General features: G+C 60.1%; 17 protein-coding genes. 5 read left to right on the top strand and 12 right to left on the bottom strand.

The features are described 5' to 3' along the window. Positions 1–8: 8 nt before the first annotated feature. Entirely contained in the window at positions 9–1,313 is a 1,305-nt protein-coding gene (guaD, locus tag J2Y86_RS27530) for a guanine deaminase (protein WP_253438987.1), read from the top strand. Positions 1,314–1,494: 181 nt separating this feature from the next. Here the strand turns inward: guaD and J2Y86_RS27525 are convergent, their stop codons facing one another. Beyond that, positions 1,495–2,259 carry a GntR family transcriptional regulator gene (locus J2Y86_RS27525; protein WP_253438985.1) on the bottom strand — a complete coding sequence of 255 codons (765 nt, stop codon included), beginning with the start codon at positions 2,257–2,259 and terminating at the stop codon, positions 1,495–1,497. Positions 2,260–2,618: 359 nt separating this feature from the next. Here J2Y86_RS27525 and J2Y86_RS27520 point away from each other — a divergent pair, with 359 nt between their 5' ends. Beyond that, positions 2,619–3,809, top strand: coding sequence for a benzoate/H(+) symporter BenE family transporter (locus J2Y86_RS27520; protein WP_253438982.1), 1,191 nt, complete (start codon positions 2,619–2,621; stop codon positions 3,807–3,809). Between the two features lie 192 nt (positions 3,810–4,001). On the opposite strand, the gene J2Y86_RS27515 is transcribed toward J2Y86_RS27520, so the two are convergent. Beyond that, positions 4,002–4,346 (bottom strand): YggL family protein, encoded by a 345-nt coding sequence (locus J2Y86_RS27515; RefSeq protein ID WP_007896965.1) that lies wholly within the window; start codon positions 4,344–4,346, stop codon positions 4,002–4,004. Between the two features lie 234 nt (positions 4,347–4,580). Between J2Y86_RS27515 and dacB the strand changes: the two genes are divergently transcribed. Further along, positions 4,581–6,041, top strand: coding sequence for a D-alanyl-D-alanine carboxypeptidase/D-alanyl-D-alanine endopeptidase (gene dacB / locus J2Y86_RS27510; protein WP_253438979.1), 1,461 nt, complete (start codon positions 4,581–4,583; stop codon positions 6,039–6,041). Between the two features lie 137 nt (positions 6,042–6,178). On the opposite strand, the gene J2Y86_RS27505 is transcribed toward dacB, so the two are convergent. Together J2Y86_RS27505 and rlmKL are read right to left on the bottom strand one after the other, a co-directional pair. Then, positions 6,179–8,569, bottom strand: a complete 2,391-nt coding sequence (locus J2Y86_RS27505; RefSeq protein WP_253438975.1) for a sensor domain-containing diguanylate cyclase — start codon at positions 8,567–8,569, stop codon at positions 6,179–6,181. Between the two features lie 143 nt (positions 8,570–8,712). Next, positions 8,713–10,983: a bifunctional 23S rRNA (guanine(2069)-N(7))-methyltransferase RlmK/23S rRNA (guanine(2445)-N(2))-methyltransferase RlmL gene (gene rlmKL, locus J2Y86_RS27500; RefSeq protein ID WP_253438972.1), complete on the bottom strand. Its 2,271-nt coding sequence runs from the start codon at positions 10,981–10,983 to the stop codon at positions 8,713–8,715. 529 nt (positions 10,984–11,512) lie between these two features. Here rlmKL and rmf point away from each other — a divergent pair. Beyond that, positions 11,513–11,728 (top strand): ribosome modulation factor, encoded by a 216-nt coding sequence (gene rmf / locus J2Y86_RS27495; protein WP_003223300.1) that lies wholly within the window; start codon positions 11,513–11,515, stop codon positions 11,726–11,728. A 330-nt stretch (positions 11,729–12,058) separates the two neighbouring features. Here the strand turns inward: rmf and J2Y86_RS27490 are convergent, their stop codons facing one another. Then, a complete protein-coding gene (locus tag J2Y86_RS27490; RefSeq protein WP_253438969.1) occupies positions 12,059–13,078 on the bottom strand; it encodes a quinone-dependent dihydroorotate dehydrogenase in 1,020 nt (339 codons plus the stop codon). A 143-nt stretch (positions 13,079–13,221) separates the two neighbouring features. Between J2Y86_RS27490 and J2Y86_RS27485 the strand changes: the two genes are divergently transcribed. Further along, entirely contained in the window at positions 13,222–14,775 is a 1,554-nt protein-coding gene (locus J2Y86_RS27485; RefSeq protein ID WP_253438966.1) for a hypothetical protein, read from the top strand. Positions 14,776–14,825: 50 nt separating this feature from the next. Here J2Y86_RS27485 and J2Y86_RS27480 read toward each other — a convergent pair whose 3' ends face one another. The 7 genes from J2Y86_RS27480 to J2Y86_RS27450 are packed head-to-tail and all read right to left on the bottom strand — an operon-like array spanning position 14,826 to position 19,010. Continuing rightward, positions 14,826–15,263 (bottom strand): hypothetical protein, encoded by a 438-nt coding sequence (locus tag J2Y86_RS27480; protein ID WP_253438962.1) that lies wholly within the window; start codon positions 15,261–15,263, stop codon positions 14,826–14,828. Continuing rightward, a complete protein-coding gene (locus tag J2Y86_RS27475) occupies positions 15,253–15,954 on the bottom strand; it encodes an oxygen-regulated invasion protein OrgB (protein ID WP_253438959.1) in 702 nt (233 codons plus the stop codon). The genes J2Y86_RS27480 and J2Y86_RS27475 overlap by 11 nt, the downstream gene beginning before the upstream one ends. Then, the gene (locus tag J2Y86_RS27470) at positions 15,926–16,495 is read right to left on the bottom strand and encodes a secretion system protein (protein WP_253438956.1); all 570 of its coding nucleotides are present in this window, start codon (positions 16,493–16,495) and stop codon (positions 15,926–15,928) included. Before J2Y86_RS27470 ends, J2Y86_RS27475 begins: the two co-directional genes overlap by 29 nt. Next, positions 16,479–17,201 carry an EscJ/YscJ/HrcJ family type III secretion inner membrane ring protein gene (locus J2Y86_RS27465; RefSeq protein WP_253438952.1) on the bottom strand — a complete coding sequence of 241 codons (723 nt, stop codon included), beginning with the start codon at positions 17,199–17,201 and terminating at the stop codon, positions 16,479–16,481. The genes J2Y86_RS27470 and J2Y86_RS27465 overlap by 17 nt, the downstream gene beginning before the upstream one ends. Continuing rightward, on the bottom strand, positions 17,198–17,506 hold the full coding sequence (gene sctI / locus J2Y86_RS27460) for a type III secretion system inner rod subunit SctI (RefSeq protein ID WP_253438948.1): 309 nt from the start codon (positions 17,504–17,506) through the stop codon (positions 17,198–17,200). The genes J2Y86_RS27465 and sctI overlap by 4 nt, the downstream gene beginning before the upstream one ends. Before the next feature lie 60 nt (positions 17,507–17,566). Further along, positions 17,567–17,827 carry a type III secretion system needle filament subunit SctF gene (gene sctF / locus J2Y86_RS27455; RefSeq protein WP_253438945.1) on the bottom strand — a complete coding sequence of 87 codons (261 nt, stop codon included), beginning with the start codon at positions 17,825–17,827 and terminating at the stop codon, positions 17,567–17,569. A gap of 10 nt (positions 17,828–17,837) precedes the next feature. After that, positions 17,838–19,010, bottom strand: coding sequence for a PrgH/EprH family type III secretion apparatus protein (locus J2Y86_RS27450; protein WP_253438942.1), 1,173 nt, complete (start codon positions 19,008–19,010; stop codon positions 17,838–17,840). Positions 19,011–19,042: the final 32 nt, after the last annotated feature.

The following is a 19,042-nucleotide window of genomic DNA, read 5'->3' as shown; positions in this document are numbered from 1 at the left end:
GAAATCACATGCCTTTGACTCGTAAAGCCTACCGCGCCGCCATCCTGCACAGCATCGCCGACCCCGCCGAAGTGGGCATCGAAGCCTCATACGAGTATTTCGAAGACGGTTTGCTGGTGGTCGATAACGGCCAGATCAGTGCCCTCGGTCACGCCAGCGAATTGCTGCCGACCCTGCCGGCCGATATCGAGATCACTCATTATCAGGACGCGCTGATCACGCCAGGTTTCATCGACACCCACATCCACCTGCCGCAAACCGGCATGGTCGGCGCCTACGGCGAGCAGTTGCTGGACTGGCTCAACACCTACACCTTCCCGTGCGAAAGCCAGTTCGCCGACAAGGCTCACGCCGACGAAGTCGCGGACATTTTCATCAAGGAACTGCTGCGCAACGGCACCACCACCGCGCTGGTGTTCGGCAGCGTGCACCCGCAATCGGTGAACTCGTTCTTCGAAGCCGCCGAACAGCTGGACCTGCGGATGATCGCCGGCAAGGTGATGATGGACCGCAATGCGCCGGACTACCTGACCGACACTGCCGAATCCAGCTACGTCGAAAGCAAGGCGTTGATCGAGCGCTGGCACGGCAAGGGTCGCTTGCACTATGCGGTCACTCCGCGTTTCGCGCCGACCAGCACCCCGGAACAACTGACCCTCGCCGGCCAGTTGCTGAGCGAATATCCGGACCTGTACATGCAGACCCACATCAGCGAAAACCTCAAGGAAGTCGAGTGGGTCAAGGCGCTGTTCCCGGAGCGCAAGGGTTACCTCGACGTCTACGATCACTATCAGTTGCTGGGCGAGCGCTCGGTGTTCGCCCACGGCGTGCACCTGTGCGACGACGAGTGCGCGCGACTGGCCGAAACCGGCTCGGCGATCGCCTTCTGCCCGACCTCGAACTTCTTCCTCGGCAGCGGCCTGTTCAATTTGCCGATGGCGGAGAAGCACAAACTGAATGTCGGTCTGGGCACGGACGTGGGTGGCGGCACCAGTTTCTCGCTGCTGCAGACGTTGAACGAAGCGTACAAAGTCATGCAACTGCAAGGTGCGCGACTGAGCCCGTTCAAATCGCTGTACCTGGCGACCCTCGGCGGCGCCCGCGCATTGCGCCTGGAAGACAAGATCGGCACGTTGCTGCCGGGCACCGATGCGGACTTCCTGGTGCTGGATTACAACGCCACGCCGTTACTGAGTTATCGCTTGAAGCAGGCGAACAACATTGCCGAGACGTTGTTTGTGTTGATGACACTGGGGGATGACCGGACTGTTCTGCAGACGTATGCGGCGGGGAATCAGGTGCATCAGCGCTAGGGTTTTTCGGGCATAAAAATCCCCCGCAGCTGTAAAGCCCGGGGGATTTTTTGTGTCTTTGATGCCGCCTTCGCGAGCAAGCCCGCTCCCACATTCGTTCTGTGTCGCACACAAATATTGTGTCCGCTAGAGAGCAAATGTGGGAGCGGGCTTGCTCGCGAAGGGCGCGACTCGTTCTAATTTAGAGCTTGGCGGTCGAACGCCCAGGCTTCTTGGTCTGCAACAAATGCGAAAACACCGCATGCAAATCATCCGACGCACTTTCCTCGTCGAGGTTGAGTTTGCTGTCGATGTGATCCATGTGATGCATCATCAGGTTCACCGCCAACTCACCGTTACGCGCTTCGATGGCGTCGATCAGCTGGGTGTGCTCGTCGTAGGAACAGTGCGAACGGTTGCCACTTTCATACTGGGCGATGATCAACGAAGTCTGGGACACCAGGCTGCGCTGGAAGCTGATCAGCGGTGCATTCTTCGCCGCTTCGGCCAGTTTCAGGTGGAACTCGCCCGACAAGCGGATACCGGCACCGCGATCGCCACGGGAGAAACTGTCGCGTTCGTCGTTGACCATCTGGCGCAATTCGGCGATTTGCTCGGCGGTGGCGTGTTGCACCGCCAGTTCAGTGATCGCCCGCTCGACCAGACGCCGGGCGAGGAACACCTGACGCGCTTCTTCGACACTCGGGCTGGCAACCACGGCGCCACGGTTCGGCCGCAGCAGCACGACGCCTTCATGGGCCAGGCGCGACAGCGCGCGGCGAATGATGGTGCGACTGACCCCGAAAATTTCCCCCAGCGCTTCTTCGCTCAACTTGGTGCCGGGCGCCAGGCGCTGTTCGAGGATGGCCTCGAAGATATGCGCGTAGACAATATCGTCCTGGGTACCGCTGCGGCCGGCTTTGCCTGCTCGCGGTTGTTTCTTGAGGGGTTGCAACTGTTCGTTCATGGGCACTCGAGTCGGGAGAACTGCGGCGAATTGACCGTGACTGTAATACGGCACAGTGGGTCGCTGGCAAGTATCGCGTAAAAAACACCGCGATTGTACACAATGGATGGTGGCAACACGACTGTACGGCTGTTTGTCGCCTTTGCTGTATAGCAACGGTTGGTTACTTTTGAGTTTAGGCTTTAACACAGAATCCGCAGCCAGAACGCAATCCCCCTGTGGGAGCGGGCTTGCTCGCGAAAGCGGTGTGTCAGTCGATATCTGCTTTAACTGACGCTCCGCTTTCGCGAGCAAGCCCGCTCCCACAGGGGATTGCGTCGATTCGGACATCTTTATCAGAACAAAGGAACACCGCTGTCATGAACGACGCCACGCACACGCAGCTCCGTCCTCTGGCCGATACGTCACCCTCGGCCATCGTTGCCGGGTTCATCGCCATGATGACCGGCTACACCAGTTCCCTGGTGCTGATGTTCCAGGCCGGGCAAGCGGCCGGATTGACCAGCGGGCAGATTTCTTCGTGGATCTGGGCGATTTCGATCGGCATGGCGGTGTGCTCGATCGGCCTGTCGCTGCGTTATCGCACGCCCATCACCATCGCCTGGTCGACACCCGGCGCGGCGTTGCTGATCACCAGTCTGGGCGGTGTGAGCTACGGCGAAGCCATTGGCGCCTACATCACCTGTGCCGTGCTGGTGACCATTTGTGGTTTGACCGGCAGCTTCGAACGCCTGGTGAAGAAGATTCCAGCGTCATTGGCCGCAGCGTTGCTGGCGGGGATCCTGTTCAAGATCGGCAGCGAAATCTTCGTCGCCGCCCAGCATCGCACCGCGCTGGTGCTGGGAATGTTCTTCACATACCTGGTGGTCAAGCGCCTGTCGCCCCGCTACGCCGTACTTGCTGCATTGCTTATCGGCACGGCGTTGTCAGGGCTCATGGGGCTGCTGGACTTCAGTGCGTTTCACCTGGAAGTGGCGACGCCGGTCTGGACCACGCCGCACTTCTCCCTGGCCGCGACCATCAGCATCGGCATCCCGCTGTTCGTCGTGGCGATGACCTCGCAGAACATGCCGGGCATCGCCGTGTTGCGCGCCGACGGTTACACGGTACCGGCCTCGCCGCTGATCACCACGACGGGCATCGCCTCGCTGCTGCTGGCGCCATTCGGTTCCCACGGGATCAACCTGGCGGCCATCAGCGCGGCCATCTGCACCGGCCCGCATGCCCACGAGGATCGCAACAAGCGTTACACGGCAGCGGTCTGGTGCGGGATTTTCTACGGAATCGCCGGAGTCTTCGGCGCGACGCTGGCGGCGTTGTTTGCCGCGTTGCCGAAAGAACTGGAGCTGTCGATTGCGGCGCTGGCGCTGTTCGGCTCGATCATCAATGGCTTGAGCATTGCCATGGCCGAAGTGAAAGAACGTGAAGCGGCGCTGATCACCTTCATGGTCACGGCGTCGGGGCTGACGCTGTTTTCCATCGGCTCGGCGTTCTGGGGGATTGTGGCGGGGGTGGTGACGCTGGTGATTCTGAATTGGCGCAAGGCTTGAGGGCCCCTTCGCGGGCAAGCCTCGCTCCCACATGTCCGAGTCGTACACGTGTTATGCGAACGACTCCAATTCCGTAGGAGCGAGGCTTGCCCGCGAAGGCATTCGTGAGATCGCCAACGCAGCCAAGCCATGCGACAACAAAAAACAGGCATAAAAAAACGGCGACCCGTGGGTCGCCGCTTCTTTATGACATCAAGCTACCGGATTGATCGGCTTTTCCGGGTACCAGACGTCGATCAGCGGGCTGACGGTGGCTTCAGTCAGTTCGCTGCGGCCTTTGAGCCAGGCTTCAACAGCAGCACGCTGCTCTTCGGACACCGAGCCACGCTTCTGCAGGCAAACCAGACCGAAGTCGTCGCCGCCAACATAGCCCAGACCGTTGGCTTCCATGGCTTCTTTCAGGAACGCGTCGAGGAAAGCATCAATGGCTTCATCAGCCAAATCTTCTTTGAAATCCAGGTTCAGTTCGAAACCCAGCTCTTGAAATTCATCGACGCACAGTTTTTTGCGCAGACGCTGGGAACGGTTAGTCGCCATTGGAACAATCCTCATAAGTAATAACGGGCGGCACTTTAGCAGTTTAAGCCGCCAATTGCCCGATTCTCTGGGCCCAACCCGTTACCGTCGGTAAAAAAATAGCGGATTAGGCGACCGGGGCACAGCACAAGCCGCTACACCTTGGGGCATAATGCCGACACTTTCATGACCACTGAGGGAATTTATCTTCATGCCCTCGTCTTTTTTCCCCTCGGCTGTAGGGTTTTATTTCACATGATCAAATCTTTGCGTCCACTGTTGCTGGCCAGTCTTCTCATCCCCCTGGCCCTCCCCGTTTCCGCCGCCTCCATCAACACCGGCCTGTCGCCCAACGTCGAAAAAGCCCTGAAGGCCAGCAAGTTGCAGGACAACGCCCTGTCACTGGTGATGATCCCGCTCAACGGCCCCGGCACGCCGACCATTTTCAATGCTGACGTCTCGGTCAACCCGGCCTCGACCATGAAACTCGTCACCACGTACGCTGCCCTGGAAATGCTCGGCCCGAACCATCAGTGGAAAACCGAGTTCTACACCGACGGCACGCTCAGCGGCGGCATTCTCAACGGCAACCTCTACCTCAAGGGTGGCGGCGATCCGAAACTGAACATGGAAAAACTCTGGCTGTTGATGCGCGACCTGCGCGCCAACGGCGTAACCCAGGTCACCGGCGACCTGGTGCTGGATCGTGGTTTCTTCGTGCAACCGCAATTGCCCGAGTTCAACGATGACGGCAATGACGAGAACAAACCGTTCCTGGTCAAACCCGATTCACTGCTGGTCAACCTCAAGGCACTGCGCTTCGTGGCGCGCAACGACAACGGTCGGGTGCTGATTTCGGTCGAGCCGCCGATTTCCAGCATCCGCATCGAAAACCAGGTCAAGGCCGTCAACTCCAAGCAATGCACCGGTGGCGTGCGCTACAACCCGGTGACCCAGGCCGATGGCACCGTGAACGTGACCGTCGGCGGTCAGTTGGGTGATGGCTGCAGCTCGCAGACTTACCTGTCGTTGCTCGACCACGCAACCTATACCGCGGGCGCGGTCCGGGCGATCTGGAAAGAACTGGGTGGCAGCATCCAGGGCAAGGACGTGCTGGCACCAACGCCAAAAGATGCCAAGGTCCTCGCTCGCGCCTTCTCGCCGGACCTGGCGGAAATCATTCGCGACATCAACAAATACAGTAACAACACCATGGCTCAGCAGCTGTTCCTGAGCCTGGGCCAGAAATTCCGCACCGACGCCGACAGCGACGACGCCAAGGCGGCCCAGCGCGTGGTGCGTCAGTGGCTGGCGAAGAAAGGCATCACCGCGCCGCACCTGGTGATGGAAAACGGTTCCGGCCTGTCCCGGGCAGAACGTGTCAGTGCGCGGGAAATGGCGGCGATGCTGCAGGCCGCATGGCGCAGCCCGTACGCGGCCGAGTTCATCAGCTCGATGCCGATTGCCGGCACCGACGGCACCATGCGCAAACGCCTGAAGACCACCGCGATGCGCGGTGAAGCCCACGTCAAGACCGGCACCCTGAACACCGTGCGCGCGATCTCCGGTTTCAGCCGCGACGTTAACGGCAATACCTGGGCGGTGGTGGCGATCCTCAACGACAAGGCACCGTTTGGTGCGTCGTCGGTGCTGGATCAGGTGCTGCTGGACTTGTATCGCCAGCCGAAACTGCCGGATACGGCTTCGGTGTTGTAAACGATCGTCCAGACACAGGAGATCAAATGTGGGAGCGGGCTTGCTCGCGAAAGCGGTGTGTCATTCAACATCAATGTCGACTGATACACCGCTTTCGCAGGCAAGCCCGCTCCCACAGGGTTTGAGTACAGTTCGGGTTAATTCATCTCGCCCTGAACCCGATCCCGTCCCGCCTGCTTCGCCGCATACACCCCCGAGTCGGCCCGCAGCAGCAGCGCATCCGCGCCCTCGTCGACGCGCCAACTGGCAATGCCGAAACTCGCAGTGACGATCCCGACGTCCTCGATCGGCGAGCTGCGCAAGCCTTGCCACAACTCCAGCGCCAACGTGTAGGCCTGCTCGCCATCGATGTCCGGGCAGAGCACCATGAACTCCTCGCCGCCCAGGCGACAGAACACGTCGGTGCGACGCAGCCGTAGGCCGATCCGCTCGCACACTGCCTGCAACACCCGATCACCTACGGCATGACCGTGCTGGTCATTGATGCGTTTGAAGTGGTCGATGTCGAGCATGATCACCGACAACTCGCCGCCACCGCGCTCGACCCGGGCCATTTCGGTGGTCAGGCGCTCCTGGAAGTAGCGGCGGTTGTGGATCCCGGTCAGTGAGTCGGTAATCGACAGTGCCCGCAGCTCTTCCTCCACCCGTTTCAGGTCGGAGATATCCGAGACGTAGCCATGCCAGAGCACCCCGCCACCGGGCAGTTCTTCCGGGGTCGCTTCACCCCGGACCCAGCGCATGCCACGCGCCGGCAGCACCACGCGATATTCCTCGCGCCACGGGCTGAGCGTGTCCGCCGACGCGCGGATAGAGGCGCGAACCCGAGTGGTGTCCTGGGGATGAATCCGGGTGAAAATCGCTTCAGCGTTGAGCAGCATCACATCCGGATCGAGTTCGTAGATCTCGCGAATGCCGTCACTGGCGTAGATCACACTGAAGCGACCGTCGAATTCCATCTTGAACTGGTAAATCCCGCCGGGCACATGGGCGCTGAGTTTCTTCAATAACAAATCCCGTGCAGCGAGCGCCTCATACACCCGCTTGCGCTCGGTAACGTCGATGCAGATTGCCAGGTGCCCGACCCACAGCCCCTGCTCGTCGAGCACCGGGGTCGCCAGCATGTTCACCGTCAAATGGCTGCCGTCGCCGCGAACCAGGGTCCACTCCCGCGCTTCGTGACCGCCCTCCTCGCCGCCCTCGACCAACATGGCCTGGCAGGTCGGAATCGGCTTGCCGTAGCGCGCGCTCAACTCTGCCGAACGCGCCGCCAGCTCCCGAGGCAGGTGCAGGTTTTCCAGGGTCATGTGGCCCACCACTTCCATGCTGGAATAGCCGAGCATCTGCTCCGCCCCGGCATTGAACGTGCTGATGACGCCGCGCAGGTCGGTGGCGATGATCGCCACCTGAGTCGCGGCATTCAGCACGCCGCGCAACTGACCATGGGTGCCGCGCAGTTCCTGCTCGCGGGCGCGCAGTTCCTGGGTCCGCTGCTCGACCATTCTCAACGCCCGTTGGCGCTGACTGACCAGCACATAAAGCAGCGCGCTGAGCATCAGACTGAGCAAGCCACCCAGCACCACCACGCTGGTGACCGAAGAATGGTTGGCTTGCAGGAAGGCTTCGCTGGGCTGGATGTCGACTTGATAGTCGTGATCGGCCAGCCGCAGCAGCCGGGTCGCGGCCAGATCGCTGACGGCAGGCCCGTTGGGCGATTCAAAGAGCACTTCGTGCTGTTCGTCTGTGGATAAGTCGAGGATGCGCACCGACAGGTAATCGCGGCCCGCCTCCGGCAACCCGTCGGCCAGCAACTGACGCATGCTGATCACCGCCATCACGTAACCATAGGGTCTGGACGCAGGACTGTTGCGGGACTGGACCGGCGCGACCAGCAGCACGCCCCTGGCATAGGCCGGCTCGATACTGACCAGATGCATCGGTTGCGACACTGCCATCCGGGCATTCTGGTCGGCCCGTTCAAGGGTGGAACGGCGCAGGGGTTGCGCCAGCAAATCGTAACCCAACGGCGAGCCGAGGCGGCTTTGCGTTTGGCTATACAGCACCACCACGTACTCATCCCGTTCGGCCGCCAGTTGCAGCTGGCCTTCGGCATTGAGCTCACGAACGGTGAAATCGGATAAACCTTCCTCGCGCACCTGGCGCTCGAACTCCGCGCGCTCGGCACCACTGACCCGCCGGGCGAACGAATACGCCTGGGTTCGGTGCAGCAAAGGTTGGGTGTAGCCGTTGAATTCCTCACGGTCGACCGTATCGGAATTGGTGAAGAACCGGCGCAGACCATCGAGGCGCTGCTCCTGATCTTCGAAACGCTCTTCGATACGGCTGTAACGTTCGCTGGCCAGCAGCTGGAAACGTTGCCGCAATTGCTGGTGAAACAGATTCAGGGTCGACCAGGCCAACAACCCCGTCAGAACGCCGCCGACGACCAATACCAGCAGCGCGACCAGCCAGGCCGAAACATCTTCACTGATAAAACCCAGGATCTTGGGGCGCACGGCGTGCAACGACATAGAGGCAACTCAAAACGCCAGGTGCCGGAAAAGCCCATTGGCCATGGGTTGAGTTATAGCTATTAGCCATCAATTTGACCAGCACTGAAAGAAGCCAAGAGCCTTTAAAAATCAAGGCTCTGTGGATCCAATGCCGAAAAGTGTCAACGCGCAGTGATTTTCCAGGCCCGGTGGATCTTCCCGTTGCGGGCAAAATCCGGATCAATGGTCTGGGCCGTGATCTCCTCGACCGCATAACGCTCGGTGAGATTTTCCTCAAGGGCGAACTTGCGGAAGTTGTTGGAGAAGTACAACACGCCGCCCGGCGCCAGTCGCGCCATGGCCAGGTCGATCAATTGCACCTGGTCACGCTGCACGTCGAAGATCCCTTCCATGCGCTTGGAGTTGGAGAACGTTGGTGGGTCGATGAAGATCAGGTCGTACTCGTCGCGGCAGGCGTCGAGCCAGGCCATCACGTCGCCCTGCTCCAGACGGTTCTTGTCGGAGAAGCCGTTCAGCGACAGGTTGCGACGCGCCCAGTCCAGGTAGGTTTTCGACAAGTCGACGCTGGTGGTGCTGCGCGCGCCACCCTTGGCGGCGTGGACGCTGGCGGTCGCGGTGTAGCAATACAGGTTGAGGAAGCGCTTGCCCGCCGCCTCTTTCTGAATGCGCATACGCATTGGCCGGTGGTCGAGGAACAGCCCGGTGTCGAGGTAGTCGGTGAGGTTCACCAGCAGCTTCACGCCGCCTTCGTTGACCTCGACGAACTTGCCCTGCGCGGCCTGACGTTCGTACTGTTTGGTGCCGCTCTGACGCTCACGGCGCTTGACCACCACGCGGCTCTTGTCGATGTTCAACGCCTGCGGAATCGCTGCCAGGGCGTCGAACATGCGCGCCGAAGCCTTTTCCGGGTCGATGGATTTCGGCGCGGCGTACTCCTGGACGTGGACCCAATCCTGATACAGGTCGATGGCCATCGAGTATTCCGGCATATCGGCATCGTAGACACGGTAGCAATCGATGCCTTCACGCTTGACCCACTTGCCCAGCGCCTTGAGATTCTTTTGCAGGCGATTGGCAAACATCTGCCCGCCTTCGCTCAAGCGCGGCTGTTCGATCACCACCGGCGCCGGTTTGATCGGGTTGCCGTTCTTGTTGTACTTCTCGTACTTGCCCGGCGCCACATCGTTGTCGGCGACTTCGACTTCGGCTTGTTCGCGCTCGACCTGACGCTGTTCCGGGGTGCGACGTTCGCCAGTGACGAACTGGTCCGGCGTGACCTTGATCAACAGCAGCTTGCACGGCAACGCGCCGTTCCAGAACGAATACTGTTTGTGGCTGCGGATGCCCATGCGCTTGCCCAGGTCCGGGGCGCCGGTGAAGACGGCGGCTTCCCAGTTCAGGCAGGCCTGACGCAGGCGTTCGCCAAGGTTCTGATAGAGGTAGAGCAGGCTCGCCTCGTCGCCCAGACGCTCGCCGTACGGTGGGTTGCAGATCACCAGGCCTTTCTGGTTCTGGTCCGGGCGCGGCTCGAAGGTGCCGACTTCGCCCTGGTAGATCTTGATCCACTCGCTCAGGCCGGCACGTTCGACGTTGTTGCGGCCCGGCTGAATCAGGCGCGGGTCGGCTTCGTAACCGCGGATCCACAGCGGTGGCTTGGCCAGACCGGCCGCGGCGCGTTCGGTGGCTTCTTCGTGCAGCTTTTTCCACAGCGCCGGCACGTGACCGAGCCACGCGGTGAAGCCCCACTGCTCGCGACGCAGGTTCGGCGCCATGTCGGCGGCGATCATCGCCGCTTCGACGAGGAACGTACCCACACCGCACATCGGGTCAGCCAGTGCGCCGCCGTCGGCCGCAATGCGCGGCCAGCCGGAACGAATCAGGATCGCGGCCGCGAGGTTTTCCTTCAGCGGCGCCGCGCCCTGCTGCAAGCGATAGCCGCGCTGGTGCAGGCTGTGGCCGGAGAGGTCGAGGGAGAGGATCGCTTCGCCACGGTCCAGACGCAGGTGAATGCGCAGGTCCGGGTTGAGTTTGTCGATGGATGGACGGTCGCCCTGCGGAGTACGCAGTTTGTCGACGATGGCGTCTTTGACTTTCAAGGCGCCGAAGTGGGTGTTGTCGATGCCCGAGCCGTGACCGCTGAACTCGACGGCCAGGGTGCCGTCGTTGAGCATGTGGTCTTGCCACTCGATATCGAGCACGCCGTGGTACAGGTCTTCGGCGTCCTTCATCGGGAAACGCTTGAGCACCAGCAGCACCCGGTTCGCCAGGCGCGACCACAGGCACAGGCGATAAGCGGTTTCCATGGTCGCCATGCCGCGCACGGCAGAAGTGTGCTCACGCGCTTCTTCAAGGCCAAGCCCGACGGCTTCCTCGATGAGCAGGCCTTCAAGGCCTTTGGGGCAAGTGAGGAAGATTTCGAATTGATCGGACATTGGAATTTCAGAGCCTTTGGCTAGTGGACCGGCAACGCATTGCCGGCCCGGTTTTCAATCAGGCGCTTTTCTAAAAGAGCGCCCGCGTGGCACGAAGGTGTGCCGTCCCACCCGTGCTGCTCAGGTTAGAAGAGCTTAGATGCACGGGCAGATAAAAAAGTTGAGGCAACAAAATGTCATAAGTCGACCCTTCGTCGAATAATGGCTGAGGCAACACGAGCCATTCTCACTAAAGGATTAACCCCATCATCTTGCGGGGGGCCGATCATACAGGGCTTTGGCCAATAAATACGGGACAAACATCGTGTTACTTATGGCCATACCATCTTTATGGTTACGTTCTTATGACAAAACGATCATTCCCTCGATGTGACGCATTGGTTAGAACTCAACACAGGTTGGCGCCACAACGGACGTCAACACCCTGGCTCGCCACGCCGGCAGCGAGCCCCCCAACGGCAGACATTTCTGCCAGACCTCGATTGAGGTCAACGCGATAAATACAGTCAACAAGTGAGGGCAACACCCTATGAGAAGACTTAAGCGTGATCCGTTGGAAAGAGCATTTTTGCGCGGATATCAATATGGCGTTGGTGGCAAATCCCGTGAGCTTTGCCCATTTACTCTACCGTCGGTACGCCAAGCCTGGATTAACGGCTGGCGAGAAGGACGCGGCGACAACTGGGACGGTATGACCGGCACTGCGGGAATCCACAGACTCAACGAACTTCACGCCGTCGGCTAACACAGGGCACACACTCCGACACGACAACCTGATTACGTAACGACTTACCACGCACGCCCCATCCGGGCGGCGGGCTCCGGCCCAGGGGCTCCTTCGAGGAGCCCTTTTTTATGCCTGTTCCAAAATTCAGCGATGCCCCCCTGTGGTGAGGGATTTTCTGTGGCGAGGGGATTTATCCCCGTTCGGCGGCGAAGCCGTCGTAAAACCTGCGAATGAGTTTTGACTGATTCACCGAGTTGACTGGTTTTGGGGCCGCTTCGCGACCCAACGGGGATAAATCCCCTCGCCACAGAGAACTCACCTCCCCACAGAAGCACATTGCCGCAGGGTTCAGCGCAGTGCCGCGATGGCATCGACCGATTCACGGATCAACGCCGGGCCCTTGTAGATGAAGCCGGAGTAAATCTGCACCAGGCTCGCCCCGGCAGCGATTTTCTCGGCCGCGTGCTTGCCTTCGGTGATGCCACCGACAGCGATGATCGGCAAGCGACCGGCCAATTCAGCGGCCAGCACTTTCACGGTGTGGGTGCTCTTGTCGCGAACCGGCGCGCCGGACAACCCGCCCGCCTCGTCACCGTGTTCCATGCCTTCCACACCCACGCGGCTCAGGGTGGTGTTGGTGGCGATCACCGCGTCCATCCCGGTTTCGATCAGCGCTTGCGCGACTTGAGCGGTTTCTTCGTCGGTCATGTCCGGTGCGATCTTGATCGCCAGCGGTACGTGCTTGCCGTAGCGTAAAGCCAGCTCCGCGCGACGGGTCGCCAGGTCAGCCAGCAACTGCTTGAGCGAATCACCGAATTGCAGGCTGCGCAGGCCCGGTGTGTTCGGCGAGCTGACGTTGACCGTCACGTAGCTGGCGTGGGCATAGACCTTGTCCAGGCAGATCAGGTAATCGTCGACCGCACGCTCGACGGGCGTATCGAAGTTCTTGCCGATGTTGATGCCCAGCACGCCCTTGTATTTCGCCGCTGCCACGCGGGCCAGCAGGTGATCGACGCCGAGGTTGTTGAAGCCCATGCGGTTGATGATCGCCTCGGCTTCCGGCAGGCGGAAAATCCGCGGTTTCGGATTGCCCGGCTGCGGACGCGGGGTGATGGTGCCAATTTCGACAAAACCAAACCCCAACTGGGCAAAACCGTCGATGGCCGCGCCGTTCTTGTCCAGACCGGCCGCCAGACCTACCGGGTTCGGAAAGTCCAGCCCCATGACGCTCACCGGCATCTTCGCCGGGGCCTTGCACAGCAAACCGTTGAGGCCCAAACGCCCGCCCGCGCCGATCAGGTCCAGGGACAGATCGTGGGAGGTTTCCGGGGAAAGTTTGAACAACAGCTGACGGGCCAGGGTGTACATGGGCGGGTTTGACTCTGGGCAATGAAAAGTGGCGGCGATTATAGCCGTGTGGAGGGTCAGCGGCGAGAACCAAGGGATTTATTCCCGTGGTCGGTAATACCGGCCGGAGCGTTTTTTGATAGTTGCAGCCGCAGCGCGGGTGAATGATCGATTCGACTGCAATAACGCAGGGCCTCATGGAAGTAGATGAAATGCAGGTTTCCTCATCACCGCCACCAACCCTCCAATATCATGGAAATGCCGTAAGCTCGGCCCCTCCAACCCGTCCAGATCACACAATTGTGGAGATGGAAGGTACTGAGGCAATCGCCGAGGCCCTGAGCAATAGCGTCACTGCCCAACACACCAGTGAACTGCGTCCAGATACCCTGATAACCGTGAGTGAGAGTGTTGTTCAGAACCTGAACGATGTGATGCTCGAGATGCCCGGCGATGAACACTCAAGGGGCCTTTGCCAGGTTGTTCAGCACGTTCTTTCGGGTGATTTCGAGGCTGCGTCAGCCGCTGCAACGCCTGGATCTCTGGCAGAACGACTTACCCAGGCGTGCGTGGCAACGAAGTCACTCGGAAGCTCAGTGGAAGCGATGATACAACGCACCCACACGATCGTTGATCTATGCGGCGAACTCCTGACCAAGTTGGGACGCAACGAGTTCGAAGGTGATCTCGGACGATGGGCCAGCAACCTCACAATTTCCGGCCTGCGCACAGGCCTGGTCATCGGCACGCTCACTACCGTCAGGCAGCTGATTGGATTCGCCCTGGAAAAATCCCTGTTCACCAATGCCGCCGCGCCACTGACACGTAATGTGATGAGCGCAATCGCCCTGGCAGTCGGCCCCACGCTGAACATCCTTGGTGCAGCAAGAGATGAGATCAACGGTACGGCCAATCAGCAAACGCGCCTGGCCCGCGTCGCCACACTCACCCTGTCGATGGCGGCGTTGGCATTGATAGCGGCAGCGCCGGCGGCGGCGATGCCGGCATTTGCCACCTTCGGCACACAAACGGCTTTCTACAGCTTCGCCAATGATCTGGTTAACCTGTTCTTGCCGACAACTGACAACTCAAAAGCCAACCTTGCTGGGACTGCTGCGAGCGGAGTGCTGAACGGTGCCCTCCAGTTCCTTGCCTTTACTGGCATGAACTACACGGCGCCCTATTCCGGTCCCGGATTTGTCATGTCAGAAGGCAACAAGACGCTACCGACCGAGACACCGTCGTTCGCTGGTCAACTAGCGGTGTGGATGGAAAGAAATGCCGATGCTGGAGCGGGTTCAAACCTGTCCGTCGAAGCGCGAGCCGCCGACATTGTCGAATCCCTCGTTCCGGTGGTTGGACATGACTTTTTACGCGGTGCCTACAATGCCGGAGCCGATGTTGCCGGCCAGGTATTTGGCGGCGAGCTGATGCACGCTCTCCAAGGTGAAAACACGGACAAAGGCTTTCGCCTCAACCTGTCTGTACGGGTACCCACCGCTGAACAAGTCGCCAACCAATTCTTGTCCACCAACGCGATTCGGACGTCGGTGACCGAAACAATCGTCGCCGTCGTCATCTCCGCAACCCGCTTCTTCTCGACCCTGCCGATTTCCAAAGCCGATGTCGACCATATCGTCAACACGCTGGCCGCCGCAGTGGTTTTCGCGGGACGCTTTGGTACCGTGTACGTCAATGAGCGAACGAAACCTGCATGAGGTCATGCAACCTTGCGCGCCAAGCTGTTTGTGGCTTGGCGCCCCCAGCCTCACCACTCACTCTTTTCCCAACTGTCGTCGCCCATCGGCTGGAACACATCGCGCATAAAACCTGAGATGTAGATCTCGATGCTGAAAGCCCGGGCATTGGCGCCTTTGATTTCCTTGTAGAGCAGCGATTTTTCCAGTTGCTCGTCTTTCATGCGGACCAACAGCTTATGCGTGACGGCCATGATCGCTTTAGCATTCGGATACATGGGCGTGCCATCGGGGTTCGATTGTGACTTGAGGAAAAGAAAGATCGCCTTTTCGCCCTGCCCCTCCATTGCCAATAGCCGCCGATACAACTCATCGAATTCGGGGTCCGGGCGTTTGCTGCCGTTGATATCGGCCGTATTGCCAGACACCTGCACCATGCGTGATTCAAGGCTCTCGATCGCAGATCTTTGATCACGCGGGTCAATGCTCATCATCGGCTCAATCTTCATGCCGCACTCCATTTGCCGGTACAGGCACCGCGCCGAAGCCCGAGCACAGCTCACCCAACAGGTTCATCGAGGTCTGATCAAGCAATCGAACCGACGCGGGCAGATTCCCCAGCCGGGCCAATAACCGGGGCTCCAATCGTTGGCTAACCGACTCGAGATCAAATTCGAGCAATTGGTCGGCCAAGCGGAACACGTAGCGTTCTTCGGGTTGATAGTCGAGCACCAGCGTGCCGGGCCAGAGACGCTGCATTCTTTGCCGTAGCGCCGGGCCTTGAGGTTTGCAGCGCGAAGGCAGCAACACCTGCAACGGCGCCTCGGTGTGCGACTGTTCCGCCAGCCAGCGCTCGAGCATTTCATCCAGCCATTCGTTGCGCGTCAGCAAGTCCTGTAGCAACTGGCGCGCGGCTTGCGCCAAATCCTTGCGCAACTGCAACCCGAGCGCCTGCGACTCGAGCAAACCGTTCGCCAGGTTTTCGGCAGCGCGCAGGATGCCGTTTGCATAGCCCTCCTGAAATGCCTGGGCACGAATGGCCTCGGCTTCCGATCGGGCCTGCTCGACACACTCAAGGGCCCGGCGTTGCGCCTGCTGTTGTAATGAGCGCCGCTGGCGCGCCGCGTCGAGGTCAGCGCGCGTCACGTGTGCATCACGCGATGCCGGCACGTCAGTCAGGGTTCGGATGGAGTCGAGCATGCTGCACCGCCAAAATGAAAAGAGCCGTATCAGGTTCAGCCACCGGCCACTGAGTCTGCAGGCCGACAACCTGGGGAGAAAATTGCAAAAACAGCCGCTCAAACAGCGGCAACGGCAGGAGACCGGAAAAATTCGACAGCAAATGAAAGCCGATGGCTTCAACCTGTTGCAGCGGTGTCCATGACGGCTCAAGCAGCACGTTGTCGCGAGGCTCCGGTCTGCAACTGGCGAATCGACGTAACGGCATCGGCAACTGCTGCAACGCGCCACCTCGCGCCAGCTGTGGAAACAGTCGCCAGGCACCCATGAGGCACGCGATGTAAGGCAATTGTCGCCACTGGCGAATCCACTGTTGTGCGACGCTAGTCAGCGGCATCGAGGGCCAGGGGCCTTGTTGGTCAAGCCCTTCGAGAAGCATCCGGTTGAGCACGCGCCGTGCATCGGGACTGTCAAACCCTGGCGGCAGGTTCAACCGCCGAGGGTGCACATACTCCAGCGGTTCGGCGAGAATCTGCCGCAGGCGTTCAGCGCACGATGTCACGCGGCGCCCCTTTCAACAGTCGATAACCCAACCCTGCGCAACCCGCCAACAGCACCGCCGCCAACGACGCCAGCAGCCACACCGGGCGCGAATCACTTTGCGTCGCAGACACCGACGGCGCAACGTGTTGCGTGGGCGAGCGCTGCGACAGCACCACCGAGATATTTTCGTACTCGACAGCAGCGAAACTGTTTTTCAGAAAACGCTTGATGTCGGTGATCAGCAGCTGCGGCTCAATGTCTCGTTCATGAACCGCCACGGCCGCCAGGTGAACAGGCGCGGCTTTGCGTCCGCCTTCACCGGCATCCAGGTCGTAACTGACATGCACCCGCGCCGATACCACGCCTTCGAGCAGGCTCAGGGACTGTTCGATTCGCTGTTCCAGCGCCGAGTAGAGTCGAGCCTTTTCGGCCCTGGGGGATGCGACGAGCGAATCGCTGGGAAACATCTCCGCCACTTGCAGGCGCGGCCTGGACGGCAACGAGTAGAGGTTGAGCAAATCGACAGCGGCGGAAAAATCGACCGGGTTGATTTTCACTGCGTACCCGGTTTTGCCGGCGTCGACTTTCGTCGCCGCAATGTTGTTGCGTTGCAGTACCGAAAGCACTTCATTGGCCTGCTGCTGGTCCAGTCCCTCCAACAGACTTGGCTGCCGACAACCGAGCAACGCCAGGCACAGAAACATCAGTAACGCCCCCGTCTTCATGACGCGCGCAATAACGTTTCGGCCGTGCTCACCGCCTTACGGACCAATACGTTGAGCAAATTGATGTCGACGTTGTATTGCCCCATCTGCTCCTGCAGCTGCGCCAATACTTCGGGGCTGGTGATATCCGGACGCTGCATCAGTTGGTTGATCGACGACACTTCCTGGCTGCTGTTGACCGCTGAACCCGCGAACGCTTCGATCAGTCGACTTTCAAGGGAAACGATCGGGCCTTCCTGCGGGCTGCGCAGCTCAGTGACGGCAGTGTGCTCAATGAACGAACGGGAAATGCTTTGGATAGACATGCAATGCACTCATGAAAATGGCCATCGCCAGACAGCGATGGCCAGTCAAGGGAAATGGAATCAGCGAGCAGCCTGGATGATCGCCATGTCGATGTCCTTGAAGCCCTTTACCGTGTTGGTCTGGGCGTTACGGAAGACCGTGTAGGACGAGAACGCCGCTTGATAAGCCGCCAGTTTTCCGGGATCAGACGCATCGTCCTTGAGTTCATCCAGCGCCTTGTCCAACGCAGCCTTGAGACCTTCAGCACCTTTTTCGAACGCTTCGGCCTGACGCCCGAGAAAATCATCGTGAAAGTCGATCGGGATACCAATTTCAGCCATGAGTCACCTTCTATTGTCTTGTTGGAAAATGCCAAGACGACGACGTCATCTTGATGTAGCCCTGAGGGCCGGTTTGAAACGACTTGCCCTTGAGCGAGTCATCCTTGAGCGCGACAGCGAAGTTCACGTAGCGATCACCCCACTGCCGATAGAAGCCGTCGACGTATTGGCGAGCCGCCGCCAACTCGGCATCCTGCAAATCGCCTTCGATGGCGAACGTGACACTGTCGTCGTGCCCGACGCGGCTGAACGCCAGTGAAAGGCGACGCAACCCTTGTTCGGCCAGGTCCGCCAACAGGTTGTCATCCTGTACTTGCACCGCCACTTCCCGGGCATAGGGTGCGGCCTTGAGCAAGACTTCGAGGAGTTGTGTCTGCATTTGCGGCGTGAGCAGATTGCGCTGGGCACTGAGCAACAGTCGCGGTACGGCGGGGTTCTTGAGATCCAGGAAATGCCAGGCCAATTGCGGGTCATGCTCGACCAGCAATTTCTCCAGCCGACGACGCTCCTGATCGATCACCAACACCTTGCCGGCCACCCCGCTGTTGCGCATCAACGCTTGCCGGCTCCAACCGGCGTCTCGCTCGGAAGCGACAAACACGTAAACCGTTTTGTCTCGCCCCAGCACTACGTCGACCTCGGCACTGGCGCCACCGATCAGGCTGCGAACATCGGTTTCGGGCGTCGGCTCGGGCACAGACCAGAGGCCTATTGAAGTGACCAGCAACGCGAGGGCTAACCCTGCGCAACTCCATTTGATGACGGTCGGATGCGGCCGATAGCGAAAAGGTGCTTCGGCCAACGGCAGGGGCTGCTTGTTCAGGAGTTCAGGCGCCCAGGATTGATCTTCCCCACGCAAGGCGATCTGCAAGCCACCGACCTGTTCCAGGCGCTGGAACTCGCACGGCCGGGTTTGCCCGTGCTCGTCGAGCAGCCGCAAGGTCACACCGCCCTGCCCGCCGTCTGCCAGCAGCACCTCGAAATTGCAGCCGCCCGTGTCCAGTGGAACGAAGATGGCATCCTCGGGAACACTGACTGAATGAGCTTCCCGGCCCAGCAGATCGAGCGGCGCGACAATGAACAACGTCCGCGGCTCACCGAGCGGGAATTCGCACCCCTGAAGCGGGCCGTTGAGGATCCGCAGGACACACGGCTGTAGAGGGGGGACTGACAGGTCTGTCACCGATCACGCTCCAGGCAGTGAATGAAAACCCA

The organism is Pseudomonas migulae, assembly GCF_024169315.1.
GTDB lineage: Bacteria > Pseudomonadota > Gammaproteobacteria > Pseudomonadales > Pseudomonadaceae > Aquipseudomonas > Aquipseudomonas migulae_B.
This window is presented reverse-complemented; position numbering and strand designations above follow the sequence as displayed.

Coding starts and splice junctions, on each gene's coding strand:
- sctF (WP_253438945.1), bottom strand. CDS start 17,827: ATGGCTGAAATTGGTATCCCGATCGACTTTCACGATGATTTTCTCGGG.
- J2Y86_RS27515 (WP_007896965.1), bottom strand. CDS start 4,346: ATGGCGACTAACCGTTCCCAGCGTCTGCGCAAAAAACTGTGCGTCGAT.
- J2Y86_RS27480 (WP_253438962.1), bottom strand. CDS start 15,263: ATGAAGATTGAGCCGATGATGAGCATTGACCCGCGTGATCAAAGATCT.
- J2Y86_RS27475 (WP_253438959.1), bottom strand. CDS start 15,954: ATGCTCGACTCCATCCGAACCCTGACTGACGTGCCGGCATCGCGTGAT.
- rlmKL (WP_253438972.1), bottom strand. CDS start 10,983: ATGTCCGATCAATTCGAAATCTTCCTCACTTGCCCCAAAGGCCTTGAA.
- J2Y86_RS27525 (WP_253438985.1), bottom strand. CDS start 2,259: ATGAACGAACAGTTGCAACCCCTCAAGAAACAACCGCGAGCAGGCAAA.
- J2Y86_RS27505 (WP_253438975.1), bottom strand. CDS start 8,569: ATGTCGTTGCACGCCGTGCGCCCCAAGATCCTGGGTTTTATCAGTGAA.
- sctI (WP_253438948.1), bottom strand. CDS start 17,506: ATGTCTATCCAAAGCATTTCCCGTTCGTTCATTGAGCACACTGCCGTC.
- J2Y86_RS27485 (WP_253438966.1), top strand. CDS start 13,222: ATGATCGATTCGACTGCAATAACGCAGGGCCTCATGGAAGTAGATGAA.
- dacB (WP_253438979.1), top strand. CDS start 4,581: ATGATCAAATCTTTGCGTCCACTGTTGCTGGCCAGTCTTCTCATCCCC.
- J2Y86_RS27490 (WP_253438969.1), bottom strand. CDS start 13,078: ATGTACACCCTGGCCCGTCAGCTGTTGTTCAAACTTTCCCCGGAAACC.
- rmf (WP_003223300.1), top strand. CDS start 11,513: ATGAGAAGACTTAAGCGTGATCCGTTGGAAAGAGCATTTTTGCGCGGA.
- J2Y86_RS27520 (WP_253438982.1), top strand. CDS start 2,619: ATGAACGACGCCACGCACACGCAGCTCCGTCCTCTGGCCGATACGTCA.
- J2Y86_RS27465 (WP_253438952.1), bottom strand. CDS start 17,201: ATGAAGACGGGGGCGTTACTGATGTTTCTGTGCCTGGCGTTGCTCGGT.
- guaD (WP_253438987.1), top strand. CDS start 9: ATGCCTTTGACTCGTAAAGCCTACCGCGCCGCCATCCTGCACAGCATC.